14 protein-coding genes are annotated in these 18,063 nt (G+C 40.0%); 1 reads left to right on the top strand and 13 read right to left on the bottom strand.

Features of this window, described 5'->3' with window-relative positions; translation table 11 throughout:
• From IL356_RS07240 to IL356_RS07210, 7 genes are all read right to left on the bottom strand, one after another.
• Positions 1-183 (bottom strand): CPXCG motif-containing cysteine-rich protein, encoded by a 183-nt coding sequence (locus IL356_RS07240; protein WP_121850107.1) that lies wholly within the window; start codon positions 181-183, stop codon positions 1-3.
• 8 nt (positions 184-191) lie between these two features.
• On the bottom strand, positions 192-1,211 hold the full coding sequence (locus IL356_RS07235) for a Gfo/Idh/MocA family protein (RefSeq protein WP_121850108.1): 1,020 nt from the start codon (positions 1,209-1,211) through the stop codon (positions 192-194).
• An 87-nt stretch (positions 1,212-1,298) separates the two neighbouring features.
• Complete coding sequence (locus tag IL356_RS07230; protein WP_121850109.1) at positions 1,299-2,651, bottom strand: TolC family protein; 1,353 nt, start codon at positions 2,649-2,651, stop codon at positions 1,299-1,301.
• Between the two features lie 6 nt (positions 2,652-2,657).
• Positions 2,658-5,936: an efflux RND transporter permease subunit gene (locus IL356_RS07225; RefSeq protein ID WP_121850110.1), complete on the bottom strand. Its 3,279-nt coding sequence runs from the start codon at positions 5,934-5,936 to the stop codon at positions 2,658-2,660.
• 11 nt (positions 5,937-5,947) lie between these two features.
• On the bottom strand, positions 5,948-7,075 hold the full coding sequence (locus IL356_RS07220) for an efflux RND transporter periplasmic adaptor subunit (protein ID WP_121850111.1): 1,128 nt from the start codon (positions 7,073-7,075) through the stop codon (positions 5,948-5,950).
• A gap of 159 nt (positions 7,076-7,234) precedes the next feature.
• Positions 7,235-8,119 carry a hypothetical protein gene (locus IL356_RS07215; RefSeq protein WP_121850112.1) on the bottom strand — a complete coding sequence of 295 codons (885 nt, stop codon included), beginning with the start codon at positions 8,117-8,119 and terminating at the stop codon, positions 7,235-7,237.
• A 169-nt stretch (positions 8,120-8,288) separates the two neighbouring features.
• Positions 8,289-10,202 carry an ABC-F family ATP-binding cassette domain-containing protein gene (locus IL356_RS07210; RefSeq protein WP_121850113.1) on the bottom strand — a complete coding sequence of 638 codons (1,914 nt, stop codon included), beginning with the start codon at positions 10,200-10,202 and terminating at the stop codon, positions 8,289-8,291.
• Between the two features lie 133 nt (positions 10,203-10,335).
• On the opposite strand from IL356_RS07210, the gene IL356_RS07205 reads away from it, so the two are divergent.
• A complete protein-coding gene (locus tag IL356_RS07205) occupies positions 10,336-10,728 on the top strand; it encodes a DUF983 domain-containing protein (RefSeq protein ID WP_121850114.1) in 393 nt (130 codons plus the stop codon).
• Here the strand turns inward: IL356_RS07205 and IL356_RS07200 are convergent.
• The 6 genes from IL356_RS07200 to IL356_RS07175 all read right to left on the bottom strand — a co-directional run bounded on the left by IL356_RS07200 (position 10,725) and on the right by IL356_RS07175 (position 17,973).
• Positions 10,725-11,819 (bottom strand): NAD(P)/FAD-dependent oxidoreductase, encoded by a 1,095-nt coding sequence (locus IL356_RS07200; protein WP_317125482.1) that lies wholly within the window; start codon positions 11,817-11,819, stop codon positions 10,725-10,727. The two genes, IL356_RS07205 and IL356_RS07200, sit on opposite strands and share 4 nt — an antisense overlap.
• 71 nt (positions 11,820-11,890) lie before the next feature.
• A complete protein-coding gene (porN, locus tag IL356_RS07195) occupies positions 11,891-12,793 on the bottom strand; it encodes a type IX secretion system ring subunit PorN/GldN (RefSeq protein ID WP_121850115.1) in 903 nt (300 codons plus the stop codon).
• A gap of 59 nt (positions 12,794-12,852) precedes the next feature.
• Positions 12,853-14,400, bottom strand: a complete 1,548-nt coding sequence (porM, locus tag IL356_RS07190) for a type IX secretion system motor protein PorM/GldM (protein WP_121850116.1) — start codon at positions 14,398-14,400, stop codon at positions 12,853-12,855.
• A 57-nt stretch (positions 14,401-14,457) separates the two neighbouring features.
• Positions 14,458-15,111 carry a type IX secretion system motor protein PorL/GldL gene (gene porL / locus IL356_RS07185; protein ID WP_121850117.1) on the bottom strand — a complete coding sequence of 218 codons (654 nt, stop codon included), beginning with the start codon at positions 15,109-15,111 and terminating at the stop codon, positions 14,458-14,460.
• A gap of 159 nt (positions 15,112-15,270) precedes the next feature.
• Positions 15,271-16,626 (bottom strand): T9SS ring complex lipoprotein PorK/GldK, encoded by a 1,356-nt coding sequence (gene porK, locus IL356_RS07180; protein ID WP_121850118.1) that lies wholly within the window; start codon positions 16,624-16,626, stop codon positions 15,271-15,273.
• A 189-nt stretch (positions 16,627-16,815) separates the two neighbouring features.
• Entirely contained in the window at positions 16,816-17,973 is a 1,158-nt protein-coding gene (locus IL356_RS07175) for a formimidoylglutamase (RefSeq protein ID WP_121850119.1), read from the bottom strand.
• Between the last annotated feature and the right edge of the window lie 90 nt (positions 17,974-18,063).

The raw sequence follows: 18,063 nt of genomic DNA, 5'->3' as shown, positions 1-18,063 counted from the left end.
TTATTGCTCTAAACTATTGGCTTCGAAAGCAACCAGTTCATTTGATTCGAATACTGAAAATATTTCTATGGGGTTGCAGCATACCTCACAATCTTCAACATATTGTTGCTCGGTCACCGAACTATCCAATAGCATTGAAATTTCTTCCCAACAATAAGGGCATTGAAAAAAATGCTCAAACATACATGAAGTTAAAGTGAAACGGGTTTTCCCGATTTTGAAGATTCATAAATAGCATTAATAACTGCCACTGCTTTTCTCGCCTCACGACCATCGACCATGGGCTGACCGTCATTTACTATTGCCGTCAACATATTTTCAAGAACAATCTTATGATTTTTATGACCTATAGCTGTTGGGTCGGCCGCACCGCTACCATCTCCTTTGCTTTGTATATTTGGCGCTGCTGTATCAGGTACATTCCATTGTACTATTTTACCCGCTTCCATCAGAACACTACCCTTTTCTCCATAAATTTCCAATCGTTCTGGGTAACCTGGAGTCAATGCCGTGCCTGCCGTGATATTACCAATAGAACCGTTATCGAAGTCAAGAATGGCACTACCAACATCTTCGCCTTCAATAGTATGAACACTGGTCTTTACCTTACCAAATACCGAAGAAGGCTCTCCCATCAAATTGATCAAGAGGTCAATGGTATGTATACCCTGGTTCATAAAGGCTGCACCACCATCATATTTTAAAGTTCCCCTCCAATCACTGCCGGAATAATAATCTTTTGAGCGATACCAATTGATGTGGGCATTACCCATAATGATTTTGCCCAACTTACCAGATTTGACAGCATCTTCTAGCAAGCTATAATCATCACTACATCGGTTTTGAAGAACACACCCCAACTTTACATTGTTACTCTCGCAAACCGCCATGACATCATCTATCTTAGAGGTGGTCACCTCTAATGGCTTTTCACTCAAGATATGTTTTTTGGCATTCGCTGCTGCGACTATAGCCTCACCATGTCTTCCGCTTTCATTGCAGATACAGACCAACTGAAAATCTTGTTCCAAAAATTGATTCATATCACTAAAAACGGGGACGCCGAACTGCGAGGTAGCGGTCTTCACCCTATCTTCTGATTTGGTGTAGATAGCGACTAATTTAGCATTATCCAGTTCATCGATGCATTTGATATAATTGTTGACGATGGAACCTGTTCCGACGATTCCGATACCTATTGTTGCAGTCATAGTAATCTCTTTAGAGTGAACTATGTTACAAAGAAATAATGGCTTAAACAACAGCTATTGCGCTAGCCAAAAGAAGAAATACAATATTTATATCTGAATGTTCAATAATTGCCCGGTCAATTGAAGCAATTGAAGCTCTGCCAACTTCGCATCATATTTAGCCAAATTTTTATTCGTCTGGGCATTCAGCAAGTTAATTTGGGCTTGACGAAACTCAATAGAGGTGATTCTACCCAATTGAAACTGCTCTTTAGAACGTTCAAAATTATTTTGATTGGTAATCACGTTCTGTTCTTGAATCTGATAAATATTCAATCTGTTTTCAAAAATAGCAAGGGCATTCTGAACGTCTCGTTCTACCTGTAATTTGATTTGCTCTTGCACCAATTCTTGGTTCTCGTAGGCAATTTTGGCGTTTTTCACCCTTACCGAAGTTCCTCCCCCATCAAAAATATTCCATGTGAGACTGGCTCCGAGACCGAAATTCCAAGTTTCATTGTTAGTACCCGGAAAGAAAGCCGATGGCGCGCTCTGGTTCAAGTTCCAACCATATGTACCGGTCAAGCCTACATTGGGCAAGTAACCCGATTTATTTACTTTGATATCATATTCATTAATGGTCAATGACCTTTCTGACTGAAGTATTGCCACATTGTTCAGTTCAGCCTGCGAAATGAGTTCTTCTAACTGAAGTTTCGGAATAAACTGCACCAAGGTATCGACCTCAAAAGCCGAGTTCAAATCCCTACTCAACACTACGTTCAAATCTCGTTTGGTATTCTCTAATTGTTGCAGCGTATTCAGGAGATTTATACTATCGTTGGTTACATCAACTTGAGCGTTCAATATATCAAGCTTCGTATTTTGACCATACTCAAATGAATACTCTGCACGGGTTATACGCTGTAAAGAGATTTCCAAGGCCTGCTCCAGTACATTTTTATTTTCGGTAAGTCTGGCCACCTCAAAATAAACACTAAAAAGTTGAAGTAGGGTATTCTCAATGGTTTCCCTTGCTTGCAGCTCTGTCAACTGGTATTGTTCTTTTAACTGCTTATAGGTATAATACCTACCCATTCCATCAAAAAGGGTATAATTTAAATTAAGTGCGGAGTTATAACGCTGGGCTTCTGCCTTTACCAACTCTTGGTCCGGTCTTGGAGACCCATCTTCTAGAAGTTGACCAGGGAATTCAATATTAGAATCATCCCTATTATAGTTAGCGCCGGCACTTGCCGATAAACTGGGCAAATACCCAGAATTCATGATTCCCTTATTGTTCTTAGCAATGTCGACCTGATTTCGGGCCACTTTGATATCAAAGTTGTTCAATAATGCCATTTTTATGGCCTCATCTTTTGACAGTACCTGTTCTTGAGCCGAAAGTCCTGTGCCGTATACAACACAGAGCAAAAGAACAAACATTTTAGTTAATCTCATTCGTAATTATTCTTGGCTTTCAAATTCCTCTAAATGAACCTCCTTACCGTTGGATCTTCCATTTAAGGAATGTACAGATACCCGGTTCATTTCCCTTTCCTCTTTTTGCTCTATGATTGCCCTTTCAACTTCTTCCTTACTTATATCCTTACCGGTAACAAGCCATTTTTTGCTCACTTTAAGACGATTGCTAAAAGAAAGAAACAATGGCAACATTAGAAGTGTAAGAATAGTGGCGAAGCCGATACCATAAGAAATAGATATCGCCATAGGCTTTAAGAATTGTGCCTGCCTACTTTTTTCCAACAATAGCGGAGCCAGACCGGCAATGGTCGTTACCGAGGTCAAAAATATGGCCCTGAATCGAGAACGTCCGGCATCGTAGATAGCATCTTCGAACTTCATGCCCTGCCGTAGGTTACCGTTGAACTTACTGATCAGCACCAGGCCATCATTGACCATAATACCTATCAAAGCGATTATACCCAACATAGAGAGCATATTGACAGGAAAACCATGTATCCAATGGCCCCAAGCTACCGCAGTCAAACTAAAAGGAACCATCAAAATAAGAAGCAAAGGCTGACTGAAACTCCTAAAGGTAAAAGCAATGGTTATGTATATCAGTAATAGAGCCGAAAGACCGACCACTCTCAACGAATTGGTCATTTTGGCCGCCTCTCTATTCTGCCCTTCATAAGACGCCCTTACCGTAGGATATTTTGATTGTATTTCAGGCATTACATTGATTCTAATATCTGACATGATATCTGCCGCCGTAGTGGTTTTTTCATCTTTTAAATCGGCGGAAACCTGTATTTCACGTTGGCCTTCTAAGTGGTTGATAGCCACATCGCCCCGCTCTATGGTATAATTAGCTATCTCATTCAAGGGAACCTTACTACCACTAGGCGTCGCGATTCTCATTTCATCTAAATCTGTAATGGACGAGCGGTTATTTCGGTCATACCTGACCCATACCCTAATCTCATCTTGCCCCCTTTGAAAGCGCTGCGCTTGTGTTCCAAAAAAACCAGCTCTTACCTGGTTCATGACAGCTTGCAAATCAAGCCCCAAGAGATAGGCATTCTCTTTGAGTTCTAAGCGTATTTCTTTAATACCAGCTGGATCATTATCGGCCACATCTTTTAATAAAGAGTTGTTTAATAGAACTGATTTCAACTCATTCTTGGCGGCCTTGAGCTCTTCTATATTGTTACCAAGCAACGAAACGGAAACCGGATTACCTCCAAAATTACCTCCGGAGCCATAGATAAGACTCTCTACCCCGATTACGGGCCCTACCAATTCTTGCAATCGGTTGGTGACCATGTCAGAACGTATCTCATCAGGCCTTTCTTCCCCTGGCAGCAGGTTGATCATCAAAGTTGCAGAAGACGAGCCAGGGCCTAGATTTCTGATGGTATTTTCAAAAAGTTGCTTGCCCGTACCTTTTAGGTATTTTTCGGTCAACTCTTCATTAACGATTGACGATTTTTCTTCAATCAGACTAATGATGGAGTCGGTAACTTTTTCGTGTGTACCATTGGGCATCAATAGCTCGACCGAAACCCTATCACTGGCTACCCTTGGAAAGAATGATGTACGAACAATTCCACCACCCATCGACCCGATGGTCAATATAAGTGCCACTGCAAAAAAAGCAAATGTCAAGACTTTGTTTTTCAGCCCAAAACGGAGTGCCGGACTGTAGGCTTTGTCACGCATCCAAATCATTAAACGGTCGCCCATTTCATTGATTCGCCTTAATTTGGCAAAAGCTTGCCCTATTTTAGTTTTGGGTTTTTTCTCCAACGGTGCCAAAGCTTTTGAGTGCGCTAAGTGAGCCGGCAAAATGATGAGCGCCTCTACCAACGAAACCACCAATGTCAGTATGACTATAACCGACACTTCACTAAAAAACTCTCCAATTCGACCGTCTAAAAAAAGAAATATTGAAAAAGCCAAAATGGTTGTAATGATGGCCGATACGATTGGCGGTATCACCTCCATTGTACCATCAATAGCGGCCTGAATCGGCGACTTTCCTTTTTCGTAATGCTGATATATATTTTCGGCAATCACAATACCGTCATCTACAAGAATACCAATTACGATTATCATTCCAAAGAGAGAAAGCACGTTAATGGTAACATCGAAATAACCAGCAAAAATGAACATTCCCAAGAAAGAAATGGGTAAACCAAATGCTACCCAAAATGCTAGCCTTGTATTTAGAAAAAGGGATAAGAAAATCAGCACTAAAATCATACCCACAATCGCGTTCTCGGTCAAAAGTTGGGTTCTTTGATTCAAGGTTTTTGACTGATCGCTCACCACATTCAATTGAATGTTATTGTGCCTTTGATTGAATTCTTCAATATATTCTTTCACCTTATCGGCTGAAGAAATCAAATCTTCGGTGTTGGTACTGGTAATGGAAGTATTTACCGAAAGCTGACCATTGAAATAAGATGCATTCGGTGATTCGGCAAATCGGTCGCGAACTATGGCTACATCTTTAAGGCGCACTGTTTGACCGGAAACATCGGCCTTTATAATCAGATTGGAAAGCTCTTTACCGTAATAAGAGCGGTTATTGGCCCTAATGAGGTACTCTTCAGCATCCGTTTTTATATTACCGCCCGTTACCAAAATATTCGCTCTTGAAACGGCCTGCGCGACATCGGTAAAAGTAAGGTTATAGGCCAGTAGACTATTTTCATTAACGGCTATCTCAATTTCTTCTTCGGGATAACCGGTCATTTCAATTTGTGAAATACCGTCAATGGTGCGAAGTTCATTCTCAACCTGCCGCCCAATTTGTTTTAAGGTTGCCAGAGGAACATGTTCCCCACTTATAGCAAAGCTTATTGTCTGCCTAATAGCCTCTAACTTAGATACCACTAGAGGCTCCATGCCCGAGGGAAAAGATGGTACCCGGTCAACTGCATTTTTAACCTCAAGCAACATAAAATCGATATCCCTACCTTTTTCGATTTCAACATTGATAAGGCCACTATTTTCACGAGAAGTAGAAGTTACCCTATCTACACCTTCCAGACCTTTAAGGTTATCTTCAATCTTAAGAACGATACCCTCTTCTACCTCTTGAGGGGATGCTCCAGGGTAGGTGATATTAATAGTAATGTTCTTTGAATCGGAAAGTGGAAAAAATGATGATTTAAGGCTCAACATGCCAAAAATACCAAAGATGAAAAACGCGATAATAAAAACGTCTACCGCAACATGGTATTTGATAAAGTAAGATATAATACTTTTCATTGGAGTGCGGTTTACTGGTTACCTTGCTCTTCGAAAACCTTTACAAGCATGCCTACATAGGCACCGACTACGGGCTTTGAAACTATGGTCGTTCCATCGGGGATCTCTTTGAGAACCACTTTCTTGTCAGAAAAATAGACCGGTTTGACGTCTATTTGATCTAAGATAGAATCTCTTACTACAAAAATTCGGTCGTTTTCAAGCAGCAGCCCCCTGTCAACTTCAATGGCATCGGTCTCTGACTTCGCATTCAAATTCGCTTCAAGGTACATACCTTCGCGAAGCGATTGGTCTTTTACATCTATATAAGCCTTAATTGTCTGTGAGGCTTGGTCTACACTTCCATTAATTCTCACTACCGTACCTTCGAAAGTCTTCGTATGGTCTAAATTGACCAATTCAACCTTTTCACCAACCTTTAAGAGGTCGCTATACGTTTTGCTTACAGAAACCTCTAGCTCATAAACCCCTGTATCTATAAACTCACCCAGTTTTTGGCCAGAGCGAATCAATGTTCCTTCGGTAACTAGAGCTTCTGTTAAAACCCCATTAAAAGGCGCGGCGATTCTATACTTTGCCAAACGTTGCTCTAAGTTTTTAATATTGTAATAATCGGTCAATATACCTCGGCCTGAAATAAAGAAGCGTTCTTTTTCCGTTGTCATTTCAGGTAGTGGTGGCGTACTCTTGTCAACATCGAAACCGCTCAAATACTCTTGCCATTTAGGGTATATCTCAGGATAATCAAGCCTGAGGTCGGGCATTATCGAGGTTATAAGATTATAAAGATTACTCTTTGAAGATTGAACACTGGCTGAAAACTCGGCCGCATCAATTCTTATAATGGTTTCTCCGGCATTATATCGCTGACCCGTCTTAAAAAGTTTGCTACCTCTACGAAACACGCCCTGAACCTCGGCATATAGTTCAACTCTTTGCCGCGCAATCAGATTACCGTTGGCGGGAACCTTAATAGGAACCGTACCATTTTTAACGGTGTCTACAAAAACAGTCTTTACAATTTTTTGAAGTTGGGGCTTGGGGGTAAACTTGCTTGCGATTATTGCTTTGGCAACAAACACAGAGGCAATTATCAACAGTAATCCTAAGATCGAAAGGACGACTTTACGAGTATCCATAAGTTTAAGCTAGTTGGTGGTATGACTGCAAAACTATCTAAATGTTTAAGCGGCATAAGTTAAATGTATCTTAAATGTAGTGCTTTTTGACACATACTAAAAAAAGGGGCACTTTCATTGTGTCCCTTTTAACCAAACTAACTAATAAATTATGGTAATCTACTCATCGTCAACGTCATCCTCGAATTTTGTATCCGCCATTCTTGTCTTGCTGAAGTTGGCGTCTTTAAAATCAAGTTTTAGTTCTTCCTTATCATAATCAAACACCAAATAGTCTTTAGAAGATTGCATGTATTCTAAGTTTTTAACAGATTCAAACTTGTTGTTCTGTATCTGAAAAACTTCAAGACTCGCTAATTGTCCGAACTCAGCAGGCACTTCACCCCCCAAGCTATTGTTCGCCAAAACCAGTTCTTTTAATTTAGAAAGATTACCCATTTCGGCCGGTATTGAACCTTCTAATGTATTTTCAAAAAGCCCTAAGCTTTCTAAAGAAGTTAAATCACCAAGTGCCTTTGGAATATTCCCCTTAAGACTGTTGCTGGAAAGGTTCAAAACCTTCAAATTTTTAATATTGCCGATACTTTCAGGAATGCTTCCGGTCAAAAAGTTATTAAAGGCGGTAAATTCCTCCAAACTTTTCATATCACCCAAAGCCAAAGGCAATTCCCCTTTTAGCCTGTTCATTTCCAATTTCAAAGTTCTCAACTTAGCCAAGTTCACCAATTCTTTTGGCAACTCACCTGTTAATGAGTTAAAGGCAAGATTAAGTGATGTAAGACTTTTAAGATTTCCGATACTAGCCGGAATGGTACCGCTCAAATTATTTCTAAACAGGTTGATTTCGGCCACATGGTTATTTATAACCTTTACACCATGCCATTTAGAGACATCGGATTCTAAATTCCATTTATTAGTCCACTCAGAACCATTGGTTGAGTTGTAAAAGGCGATTAAAGCCTGTTTTTCTGCTTCGGGAACTGCGGCTTTTAACGTGGCCGTCACGGAAACAAAAAGGGAAACTAAGAATAGTAGGTTCTTCATAATAAGCTTGTTTCTATGGTATCTATTTGGTTGATATTACTGAGAAATACCCTACAAACTAAGTTCAAAAGAGGACAAAAACCAAAATTTATCGGCCAACGGCACTATATTGTTGTGAAAGCTTAGATTTCTGTTGTGTAACAATTTACACCCCTAAAATTAGGCTTTATCAATCACCTATTTCTTCGAGTTCCAAGGTTATGTTTTCCCACTGCTGCATAAGTTTCTCTAGGTCTTTTTTCTTCTTTTGGTAGTTGTCGAAAAAGTTAGGCTTTGCTATAGTGGCATCATAATCCATTAACAGTTCATGATCAATCTCGGCAATTTTCTTTTCTAAAGAAGCAATTTGACTCTCGACATTACTGAGCTTATTTTTTAGAGATTTGAATTTCTTCTGGTCTTTGAAATCATTGTTTTGAACTTTTACAGAGGTCTTTTTATCGCTTTCCGTTCTTTTTTCAATCTTTCTGAAATCTTCTGCCTTTCGTTGTTCAAGATAGAAGTCAACGTCGCCTAAATACTCCTTTATATTTCTGTCTTTAAATTCATAGACCTTATTGGTAAGACCTTGCAAAAAATCACGGTCGTGAGATACGACCACTAAAGTGCCCCCGAAGTTTTGAAGTGCCTTTTTAAGTACATTTTTCGATTTTATATCAAGGTGATTGGTAGGCTCATCCATAACAAGCACATTGAATGGCTGAAGAAGCATTTTTGCGAGTGCAAGTCGATTACGTTCGCCACCAGAGAGCACTTTTACATATTTGTCAACATCGTCGCCCTGAAAAAGAAACGAACCCAGTACATCTCTCACCGTGCTTCGGTTCTTTTCATTTGCAGCATCGATCATCGTATCTAAAATGGTCTTGCTGCCATCTAAATACTCAGCTTGGTTTTGAGCGAAATATCCGATTTGAACATTATGGCCCAATTTCATTTTACCTTGATGTTCAATTTCACCCACCATAATCTTGGCCAAGGTAGATTTACCCTGTCCGTTCTGACCAACAAATGCTGTTTTGCTATCCCGCTCCAATAGAAGGTTGATATTTCTCAACACTTCTTTTTCACCATAACTTTTCGATAAATTCTCGATTTCGGCAATTACCTTACCAGGAGTTACAGATACCGGAAATCTTAGGTTCATTACGGCATTATCATCTTGATCGACCTCAATACGCTCCATTTTATCCAACTTCTTGATTAGCGATTGCGCCATAGAGGCCTTACTGCTCTTGGCACGAAATTTTTCTATCAATCGTTCGGCCTGCTGTATTTCACGCTCTTGGTTCTTCTGGGCATTAAGCTGTTGCTCTTTGATTTCTGACCTAAGCTCTAGAAACTTTGAGTACGGTTTATTATAATCATAAATGCGGCCCAATGATATTTCAATGGTTCTATTGGTAACATTATCCAAAAACATTTTATCGTGCGAAACGATAACTACAGCCCCTGAATAGTTGTTCAAAAATTGCTCTAACCAAATTATCGATTCAATATCTAAATGGTTGGTCGGCTCATCGAGCAGCAATACGTCGTTCGTTTGAAGCAATAGTTTGGCCAGCTCAATACGCATACGCCACCCTCCTGAAAAGGTTTCAGTGTATCGGTTAAAATCTTCACGCTTGAAACCCAAACCTAGAAGAATCTTTTCAGTATCGCCTTGGTAATTATAACCACCCAGAATCTCGTATCTATGGGTAAGGTCGCTCAAGTCGATAATCAGCTGATTATAACTCTCACTTTCATAATCGGTACGTTCGGCCAGTTGGTGGTTGACATGGTCTAACTGAAGCTCCATGGTCTTTATTTCCTCAAAAGCCTGATAGGCCTCATCTAAGACCGTTCTTCCTTCTTCAAAATCAATATCCTGCCTAAGAAAACCTATTTTGACATTTTTTTCGGTGGCGATGGTACCCGAATCAGGACTATAATCTTTCGCCAACAATTTCAACAAGGTAGACTTTCCGGCCCCGTTCTTTCCTATGAGCCCCACTCGGTCACCTCCATTAAGCCTGAATGAAATTTCTTCAAACAGGTATTCCCCACCAAACGAAACAGATAGATTATGAATATTTAGCATGCAATTGTCTTTCGAAATATTTATTTATCGGCCAAGCCATTTACCTCAGCAAAAACTTAAAAAAGGTTAAGATTGTAATATTTGTTACCAACCAAATAAGCAGTATTGCGTATTTTTACTGAAAGTTTTGCAAATGTTAAAAAAAGGAAACAAACTATACAGCATTTTAACAGGAAGTTGCCCTAGATGCAATGAGGAGAGCATGTATGTAGACCCTAACCCGTATAGCTTTGGACGCCTTTTCAAAATGCACGAACGCTGCTCTCATTGTGGGCTTAAATATAAAATGGAACCCTCTTTTTTCTATGGAGCCATGTATGTTAGTTATGCCGTAGGTGTAGCTTTTGCTGTAGGCGCATTTGTTATTTCGTTTTTGATAGTGGGTGCTTCTCTAATCAATTCCTTTATTGCTATTGTCGCAACACTAGTAGTCTTTCTACCCGTTATCATACGCATCTCAAGAAACATTTGGATCAATCTGTTTGTGAAGTACGATTCAAAATCGACCCAACAGGCAACCTCTTAAGAAAATTTCTTCTCATAACGGTCGACGTTCATTTCATCGTCAATTGGCTCATCGTTCTCAATAAATTTTAAGAGGTGAGAAGATGCAAATGGGGCAATTAGCACTCCTCTTGAACCAAACCCGTTCAAGATAAATAGTCTTTTGTGCTTAGGATGTCTGCCAACGAGAGGACGACGGTCGGCCACCGTTGGACGAACCCCTGCTATTTGACCGACTATCTCATAATCACAGGTGACCAAATCTTCAAATCGTTCCAAAATCCAACGTTTGGCCACTTCAGTAGGCAAATTGGTTTTATCTTTCCATTCATAATTGGCTCCCACTTGATAGACATCTTCCCCTAGAGGAATAATAAAAAGAGATGATTTTATTGCCCGCGTTTCTTTCAACTCAGGCGCCTTGACCAATAAATACTCTCCTTTACTTCCATTAATAGGCAGATAATTAAAATAGGGGTTACTCTTAACTCCAAAACCTTCGCAAAAAACCACCCTTTTGGCCTTAATTGATTGATAAGAGATGTAATCCTGTTCCATTGCAAGTTGATTATGCTCAAAACGGTTTTGAATCAATAAGTTTTGCTTAATTAGGCTCTTTCTATAATATTCAATCAGTGTCGAGGTATCAATACGACCGGTATGCAGCACTTCACCAAAGCCTAATGATGCATTTAGATATTGGTTGGAATTTTTTTGTAATTGCGGAGAAAGGAAATGGTTTAAACTATCTCGGTCGGAAGCCCCAAACCATTGATTTTGCTCTTCAATCGAATGAAATCTACGGAAAACCTGCAGAGGGTAATTCAATTGAACATTTAATCTCGATTCTAAATCGGAGTAAAACGATTTGGTCAAGTGAAGCTGTTCATCTGCCTTCCAAGCCAAGGTAAAACGTTTTAAGATCACCGGATTGTACAACCCTCCAGCAACCTGCGAAGATGTTTGCGAATCGTCACTCACAACCTTAAAGGAAAGACCGTTTTGTTTCAACCTCTCACAAAAAGAAATTCCGGCCAAACCCAGCCCAACTACCAAATAATCTACCATTTGCCAAAGGTAGTCATTGGGCTTTTTAAAATAGTAGTCGTTCACAAAATGGTATAAAAAAAGCCGCGACTTAAAGTCGCGGCTTTCAAATTCTTGAATTGGAAAATTTTAAGGACTTAGTAAGCCCACATATCTTGCTCACGGTCTCTGATAACCTCTTGAATTCTGTTGGCTTCCAACAATTGAAATAGAGCGTTATCAGGTATGTATGCATTAACCTCTCGGTCGCCTTGAACATTATCCTCTCTATAAATGACACCATTGAACCTTCTTGCATTCAACAGCATATCGAAAGATATCGGCTGAGCAGAGTTTCTTTGGTTAAATACTTTGGCATCATGAAGAATCTGTCTGGCATCAGGGTACCACACCCAGAACAACTCAACTTTAGCATCTCCTGGATCCATTGAATCGTCATCGATGAAGTTTACGTCGGGAGCCACAGGAGCAATGCCTAGAAGTCGGTATTTCAGTTCGCCTTGACGCTTATCGAAGTACCACATACCCTTGATACGGTATTCTTCAATGTCTGCAGCAGTAATATCTCTTCTCATGATAAACTCAGGAGAAACCTGCTCACCAGCATTTAATTGCTCGTAACCGTAATCTGTTGTATCGACTTTCTGTAAGGTGGCGGTAAGGTCACTAAACTTACGCTTATCGGTAAAATAAGAATCAGCGTAAACATCTTTTAGCTTACCGTTCTTAATATTTTTTAATAACACATCGTATAGAGACCTACGGTCGTTACCTATATCGATGGTATCGGTTGGATAGTATAAAGCAAAGTTTACCCTTTCATCAAGGTCGATTACTTCCCATACGGTTTTAGACCATAAAATATCCCTATCGTCTACGTAGCCGTATTCTAGTGGAGCGTCATTATCCAAAGCTTTTTGCGCTTCGGTCTTACGGCCGATATCCTCAGGCTTTTTGGCATTCAATATGTTCGCCTGGGCCATGAGTGAAACAGGCAACAAGGTTACCGCTCCGATTAGTAAAACATTCTTCCAATTCATGTTTGTAAATTTTAAAGTTACCGGGCAGTCAAAAGACTACCCGGTTTTTAACTTAACTATTAGTTTGTAATCTCCACAACTACAGGAGATACTTTTTTCAACTTATAACTCTTATTGTTGGTAATGTAAGCTTGGATATCGAATATCTGAACAACATCACCTCTTTTAGCTCTCTTAAGGGCTGTTTTGGCCATACCGTTCAATTTGTTACCGTTAACGCTTACAGTAGGCTGACCAGGAACCTTGAACTTGAAGCCGCTAACAGCTAGGTTCAAATCAAAGTCAAAGTCTTCTAACATTGCGCCAATAGTAGCGATTTCCATATTGTTTCTTGGCATTTTAACCGAACCATCTTGCTTACTAACAGTACCTGCAGGTCTTGGAATATCTTTAATTCTGAACTCAGACTTAGAAGAAACCGTTTGACCATCAGGCAACTTACCGCTAGCAGTAATAGTTACCGTTCTACCAGTTCCAGGATTCATTACATATTTGCTACCTCCAGCTGATTTAAGACCAGGAGCAGAAGCTGTAACCTTGTTGTTAGGAATACCAGGAATAGAGATTGACATTGGGTTGGCAACACCTCTATAAACAACGTTCATTTTATCAGCAGCTATCAAAGCAGCGTTAGGCTTGCTAATAGTAGCGAAAGAGTTGCTCACAGGAACCTCGATTTCCTCACCATCTTGAGAAAAGAAAAGCTTTCCTTTAACTTCATGGTCACCAGGAGCACCGGCACCCACCAACATTTTAACTCCACCTTCTTCTAAACGGTAATCAGTACCTTCAGAAAGCTTACGACCATCTAAGGTCAACTCGGCCCTAACAGGCTTAGAACTGTTGTCAGTTTTGCTGATGATAATCTTACCATCATACTTTTCTCCGCTGTAATAAGCAGATTTAGATCCAAAAAGAGAGGTTTCAAAGTTTTTCAAAGATACTTGATCGCTCAATTCACCTTCTAGCATCGCCTTCAAAGCAGACTCTTCGGTAGCCTTTATATCGGCTTGTAGCGCAGTCAATTTGGCCAAAGAAGCCACTTGAGGGAAACCTTCGTAGTGATATTTGATCCAATCTTGTTTAGAACCATCGCGAGTAGTTACTTCGTTTGTTTCAAATCTTGCTTCAACAGAAGACTTGATACCTTGTGGTACGATAGCAGCAACCTGCGTACGGTAATCTTGAATTCTCTTCATGAATTCTTCTCCACCTTCTGAAAGGCCATCTCCTTGGAAGAATTTCTGATCCAAATAATCTGATTTATCCATTACGGTATAGTCTTTTGGATCTTCAACTTCGGCCATCATCTCAGTCTTAAGACCTTCCAAATAATCATAATAGTCTTTGGACATGGTTTTAATTTGCTGAGCTTTTGCGTACAAATCTTTGTACTTAGCGGCATTCTCTTCCGCTTTTACTCCTAAATTCGCCAAGTAGGCTTCGTTACTTTCGATTGTTTTGGCGTTGGAAGCTTCTAGCTTTTCGTTCATAATACCGAAAGCCGAAAGTACCTCCTTACTCATGTTTAACGCCAACATTGCGATGAAAACCAAGTACATTAGGTTAATCATCTTCTGACGTGGTGATTGTTTTCCTCCTGCCATGTTTTCTAATTAGATTTTGATTAATTTAAATGATTTGGGGTAATTACTAATATCTAATTAGTTTCTGTTCATTGCAGTCAACATACCACCATAAACTCCGTTCAATGAAGAAAGGTTGGTTGCTAATGACTCCATTTGATCTTTAAGGGCAGAAGCATTCTGAACAACTTCTTCGTTTACTGAAGCTTGCTTGCTTGCACTTTCTAATTGTACTTTATAAAGGCTGTTCAAAGATTCCATCTGAGCGGCAGCTTGTACCATTTCTTCAGAATACTTTCTTGTAGACTCCATTGCATCAACTGTAGGAGCGATACCTTTAGCAGCGCCTTCGAAATTACGAATGCTAGAACCAAGGCTTTCCATCAAGTTGGCATCTACACCAGCTTCTTTTAATAAGTTATCCAATTTAGCTGACAATGAAGCCTCAGCTTCTTTGATTTCAGCAGCCTCATTGCTTTTTCTAGCTTTAGTTTCACCACCTGCCAATTCAGGGTAAACTAAAGACCAATCGTACTCGTCATCTACCGGCTCGAATGCACTAATGGCAAAAATAAGTGCTTCAGTAATAAGACCGATGGCAAGTAGGACACCACCATTTAAGGGACCTAGCTCCCAGTGTAGAATTTTAAATAACGCACCAATAATTACTACCGATGCACCAAGGCCGTAGGCCATGTTAAACAGCTTCTTTGTTGATTTTGACTGTGCCATAATTTAAGATTTAATTTGAAATTTAATGTTAAAAATAAAGATTTGGTTTATTGTTTGGACTTTGTTAATAGTTCAATTATCTAATTGAATTTCAGAACGGTGTATTTGAAAATTTATTTACGTCTAATATTACTTTTCGGGTTTTGACCCCGTAATAATTTATTGGGTTGAATCTTCTTCGCCCATATAATCTTGAACAGTTCTAAAGCCGATGTAACTTCTTGCCGAATCTGCGTATTCATAATCTCGAGTACTCACTTGAAGGAAATAAGCAACATCTTTCCAAGAACCACCACGTATAACCTTTCTTTCGTTGGCGCCATCACCTCCGTTAGGGTTCATGGTAGAAACAAACTCGTATGAGTTAGGATCGTAGCTAGAGTTCGTCCATTCAGAAACGTTACCAGCCATGTTGTACAGGTTAAAGTCATTAGGCTCGTAAGACTTCGCCTCAACAGTATATAAAGCGGCATCTGCAGCATAGTCACCCCTTTGAGGTTTAAAGTTGGCCATAAAGCAACCAGTATCACTGATTACGTAAGGGCCACCCCAAGGATAAGTTCCTCCTTCAATACCTCCGCGAGCTGCATATTCCCATTCAGCTTCGGTAGGAAGTCTAAACTGGTTAACGAACTGCTTGCCCCTACTCTTTTGATCATCATTCTTAAACTTGGTTCTCCAGTTACAGAAAGCCCTAGCCTGAGCCCAAGAAACACCTACTACCGGATAATCGCTATAAGCATCATGCCAGAAGTAATCATTGTGCATTGGTTCGTTGTAAGAATATTCAAAATCGCGGATCCAAACGGTCGTATCAGGATAAATTTCTAACTCTTCTTGACGGATGAAGTCTTTTCTACTACCAGTTCTTGATCGAGCGGCAGCTTCGATATCCATCCAGCTATATTTGTACTTCAATTTAGTGACATCAATAGTTCGCTGACCATTATAAGACTCTTCCTCAGGAATATACAAAGAATCCATCACCTCGGTATAGTACTCATCAGGATAATCGGAAATATCCCAAACTAACTGCTCGTCCTTGTTCAGGCCTCTACCTTCAAAACCTGTTTCGCCCATACCGGCATAGTTATCCAACATATATTTATCATACGCCGAAAGCTTGGTCGTATCCGCATCTTTAAACGCGTAATCACCAATACCGCCATCTTCAGGGCCTAGACCAAGTTCATCGGCCAAAATAGCCAATCTTGTTCTTGTAATGGAATCTTTCACCCATTCAACAAATTGGCGATATTCACTATTCGTAATTTCGGTATCATCCATATAGAACGATCGAACCGTTACGGTCTTTGTAGGAGCGTTTAAGAGCTTGGCCTGGTCTTCTTCGGTTTTACCCATGATAAATGAACCCCTAGGGATAAGCTCCATGCCGTATGGCTTTTCAGGATACCACTTTTTACCTTGGGCCCCTACTAGCTCTCCTTTTGTTCTTGAGCCGCAACTGCTAAGCAAAAAAACAAACGCTATAGATGATAACAATAGCTTTTTCATACTTTAGGTTAAATTTCGATTCTGGTTATTAACTGCAAATACTGTGCTTTAATTCTACACTCTAAAACTGTGATTTATTTAAATTATTGTATTGGCAGTACATATACTTAAATTTTTTTTGGGTTCTGCAATAAATAAGAAGATTGTCGGCAAAGCCCTTATACAGAAGCCTTTTAAACTATCACCTTTTTAATTGAACCCTTTTTTGTAAGCCTTCAACCATCTTTCTGGAATGATTTGGTCGCAGGCTTGCAAATAGTCAGTTTTTGTGCATGGTAATAACGCTACGGCATCTGATTTAGTGTGCGGTGCCAAAATAGATGGCACTTCTACCCACCACCTTTCAGTTAATTGACTTTGATGAAAAACCAATTGCTCACTATCGCAGGGTACATTGTACTTGGTAAAATTTTCAGCTTCCTCAAGAGGCGATTCGGTAATTCGGTAATTGAAACCTTCTATAAAGTACCAGATAATCTGGGCCATTAATTGATGAGACTGTACGGTGTTCTCCATTTCGTACATTCCGAAAATGGAAACCTTGTCACCAAAACCAGCGTAACGGGCGATAGCGCAAATCTCTCGGCCCGTAAAACCATTGGGAGAAAAATTATCCGATAGCCCGATTTCACTTGCCCTTACTGCCCGTGCATCAATACTGATCATATGGGCATTTCTAAGAACGGGTTCTGCCAAGGTAATATCGGCACCGAGCTCACCGAGCCTGTAGGCATCAAAAAAAAGTCGATCCATAAGATCCATTTCTTCTTGAGCATTAAAATAGCTTTGATATCCTATGTTCGAAAAGTTGTATAGATTGTTGGGTTTATCGGTTATAATCTTGCTCATGTAAGAATGGGAAGATATAAGCTCATCATCCATTCCAAAATCAAAACGACTATCGACCGCCACCAAGTTTACCAAGTTTTTGATTCCATCGAAAGATCGGTACGCCGGATAGGTCAAATCTTGTGTTGCCCCAATGACTATAGGCAAGATATCAGCCTCTAATAGCTTAGTTAACGTGTTTCTCACCACAAAATAAGTATCTTCGACCGTTGCCCCTTCTTCAATGTCTCCTATATCGGCGAGGGTACTGTTCCAATTACCTAACAGAAGTTTATACAGCTGAATGCGCAAACCTGACACATCAAGTTTCTCCGTTTTCTTTTCAAAGGCATTTCTGGATTCTTTTACCCCTAGAATAACCATACTTACCTTATCTAGGGAAGGAAGCCCGTCACGATGTGAGTGAATCTTAATATGCTTACCGATTGCCTGCCTAGGAAGCAATTCGCAATGGGCCAGCACCTTGTCATCAACAGGCACCAAAAAGTCTAATTCCATTACAATAAATAATTAGTGGAAGATTGAGGTTTATTTCATCAAACTTCAAAGATACTTATCGACTTTAAAGTAACCTCGTCTTGACTTCAT

Source organism: Euzebyella marina (genome assembly GCF_014855515.1).
GTDB lineage: Bacteria > Bacteroidota > Bacteroidia > Flavobacteriales > Flavobacteriaceae > Euzebyella > Euzebyella marina.
This window is presented reverse-complemented; position numbering and strand designations above follow the sequence as displayed.

Excerpts from the sequence above, each read along its gene's own strand:
- IL356_RS07230 (WP_121850109.1), bottom strand. The coding sequence starts at position 2,651 with ATGAGATTAACTAAAATGTTTGTTCTTTTGCTCTGTGTTGTATACGGC.
- porN (WP_121850115.1), bottom strand. The coding sequence starts at position 12,793 with ATGAATTGGAAGAATGTTTTACTAATCGGAGCGGTAACCTTGTTGCCT.
- IL356_RS07210 (WP_121850113.1), bottom strand. The coding sequence starts at position 10,202 with ATGCTAAATATTCATAATCTATCTGTTTCGTTTGGTGGGGAATACCTG.
- porK (WP_121850118.1), bottom strand. The coding sequence starts at position 16,626 with ATGAAAAAGCTATTGTTATCATCTATAGCGTTTGTTTTTTTGCTTAGC.
- IL356_RS07175 (WP_121850119.1), bottom strand. The coding sequence starts at position 17,973 with ATGGAATTAGACTTTTTGGTGCCTGTTGATGACAAGGTGCTGGCCCAT.
- IL356_RS07240 (WP_121850107.1), bottom strand. The coding sequence starts at position 183 with ATGTTTGAGCATTTTTTTCAATGCCCTTATTGTTGGGAAGAAATTTCA.
- porL (WP_121850117.1), bottom strand. The coding sequence starts at position 15,111 with ATGGCACAGTCAAAATCAACAAAGAAGCTGTTTAACATGGCCTACGGC.
- IL356_RS07220 (WP_121850111.1), bottom strand. The coding sequence starts at position 7,075 with ATGGATACTCGTAAAGTCGTCCTTTCGATCTTAGGATTACTGTTGATA.
- IL356_RS07235 (WP_121850108.1), bottom strand. The coding sequence starts at position 1,211 with ATGACTGCAACAATAGGTATCGGAATCGTCGGAACAGGTTCCATCGTC.
- IL356_RS07205 (WP_121850114.1), top strand. The coding sequence starts at position 10,336 with ATGTTAAAAAAAGGAAACAAACTATACAGCATTTTAACAGGAAGTTGC.
- IL356_RS07215 (WP_121850112.1), bottom strand. The coding sequence starts at position 8,119 with ATGAAGAACCTACTATTCTTAGTTTCCCTTTTTGTTTCCGTGACGGCC.
- porM (WP_121850116.1), bottom strand. The coding sequence starts at position 14,400 with ATGGCAGGAGGAAAACAATCACCACGTCAGAAGATGATTAACCTAATG.
- IL356_RS07225 (WP_121850110.1), bottom strand. The coding sequence starts at position 5,936 with ATGAAAAGTATTATATCTTACTTTATCAAATACCATGTTGCGGTAGAC.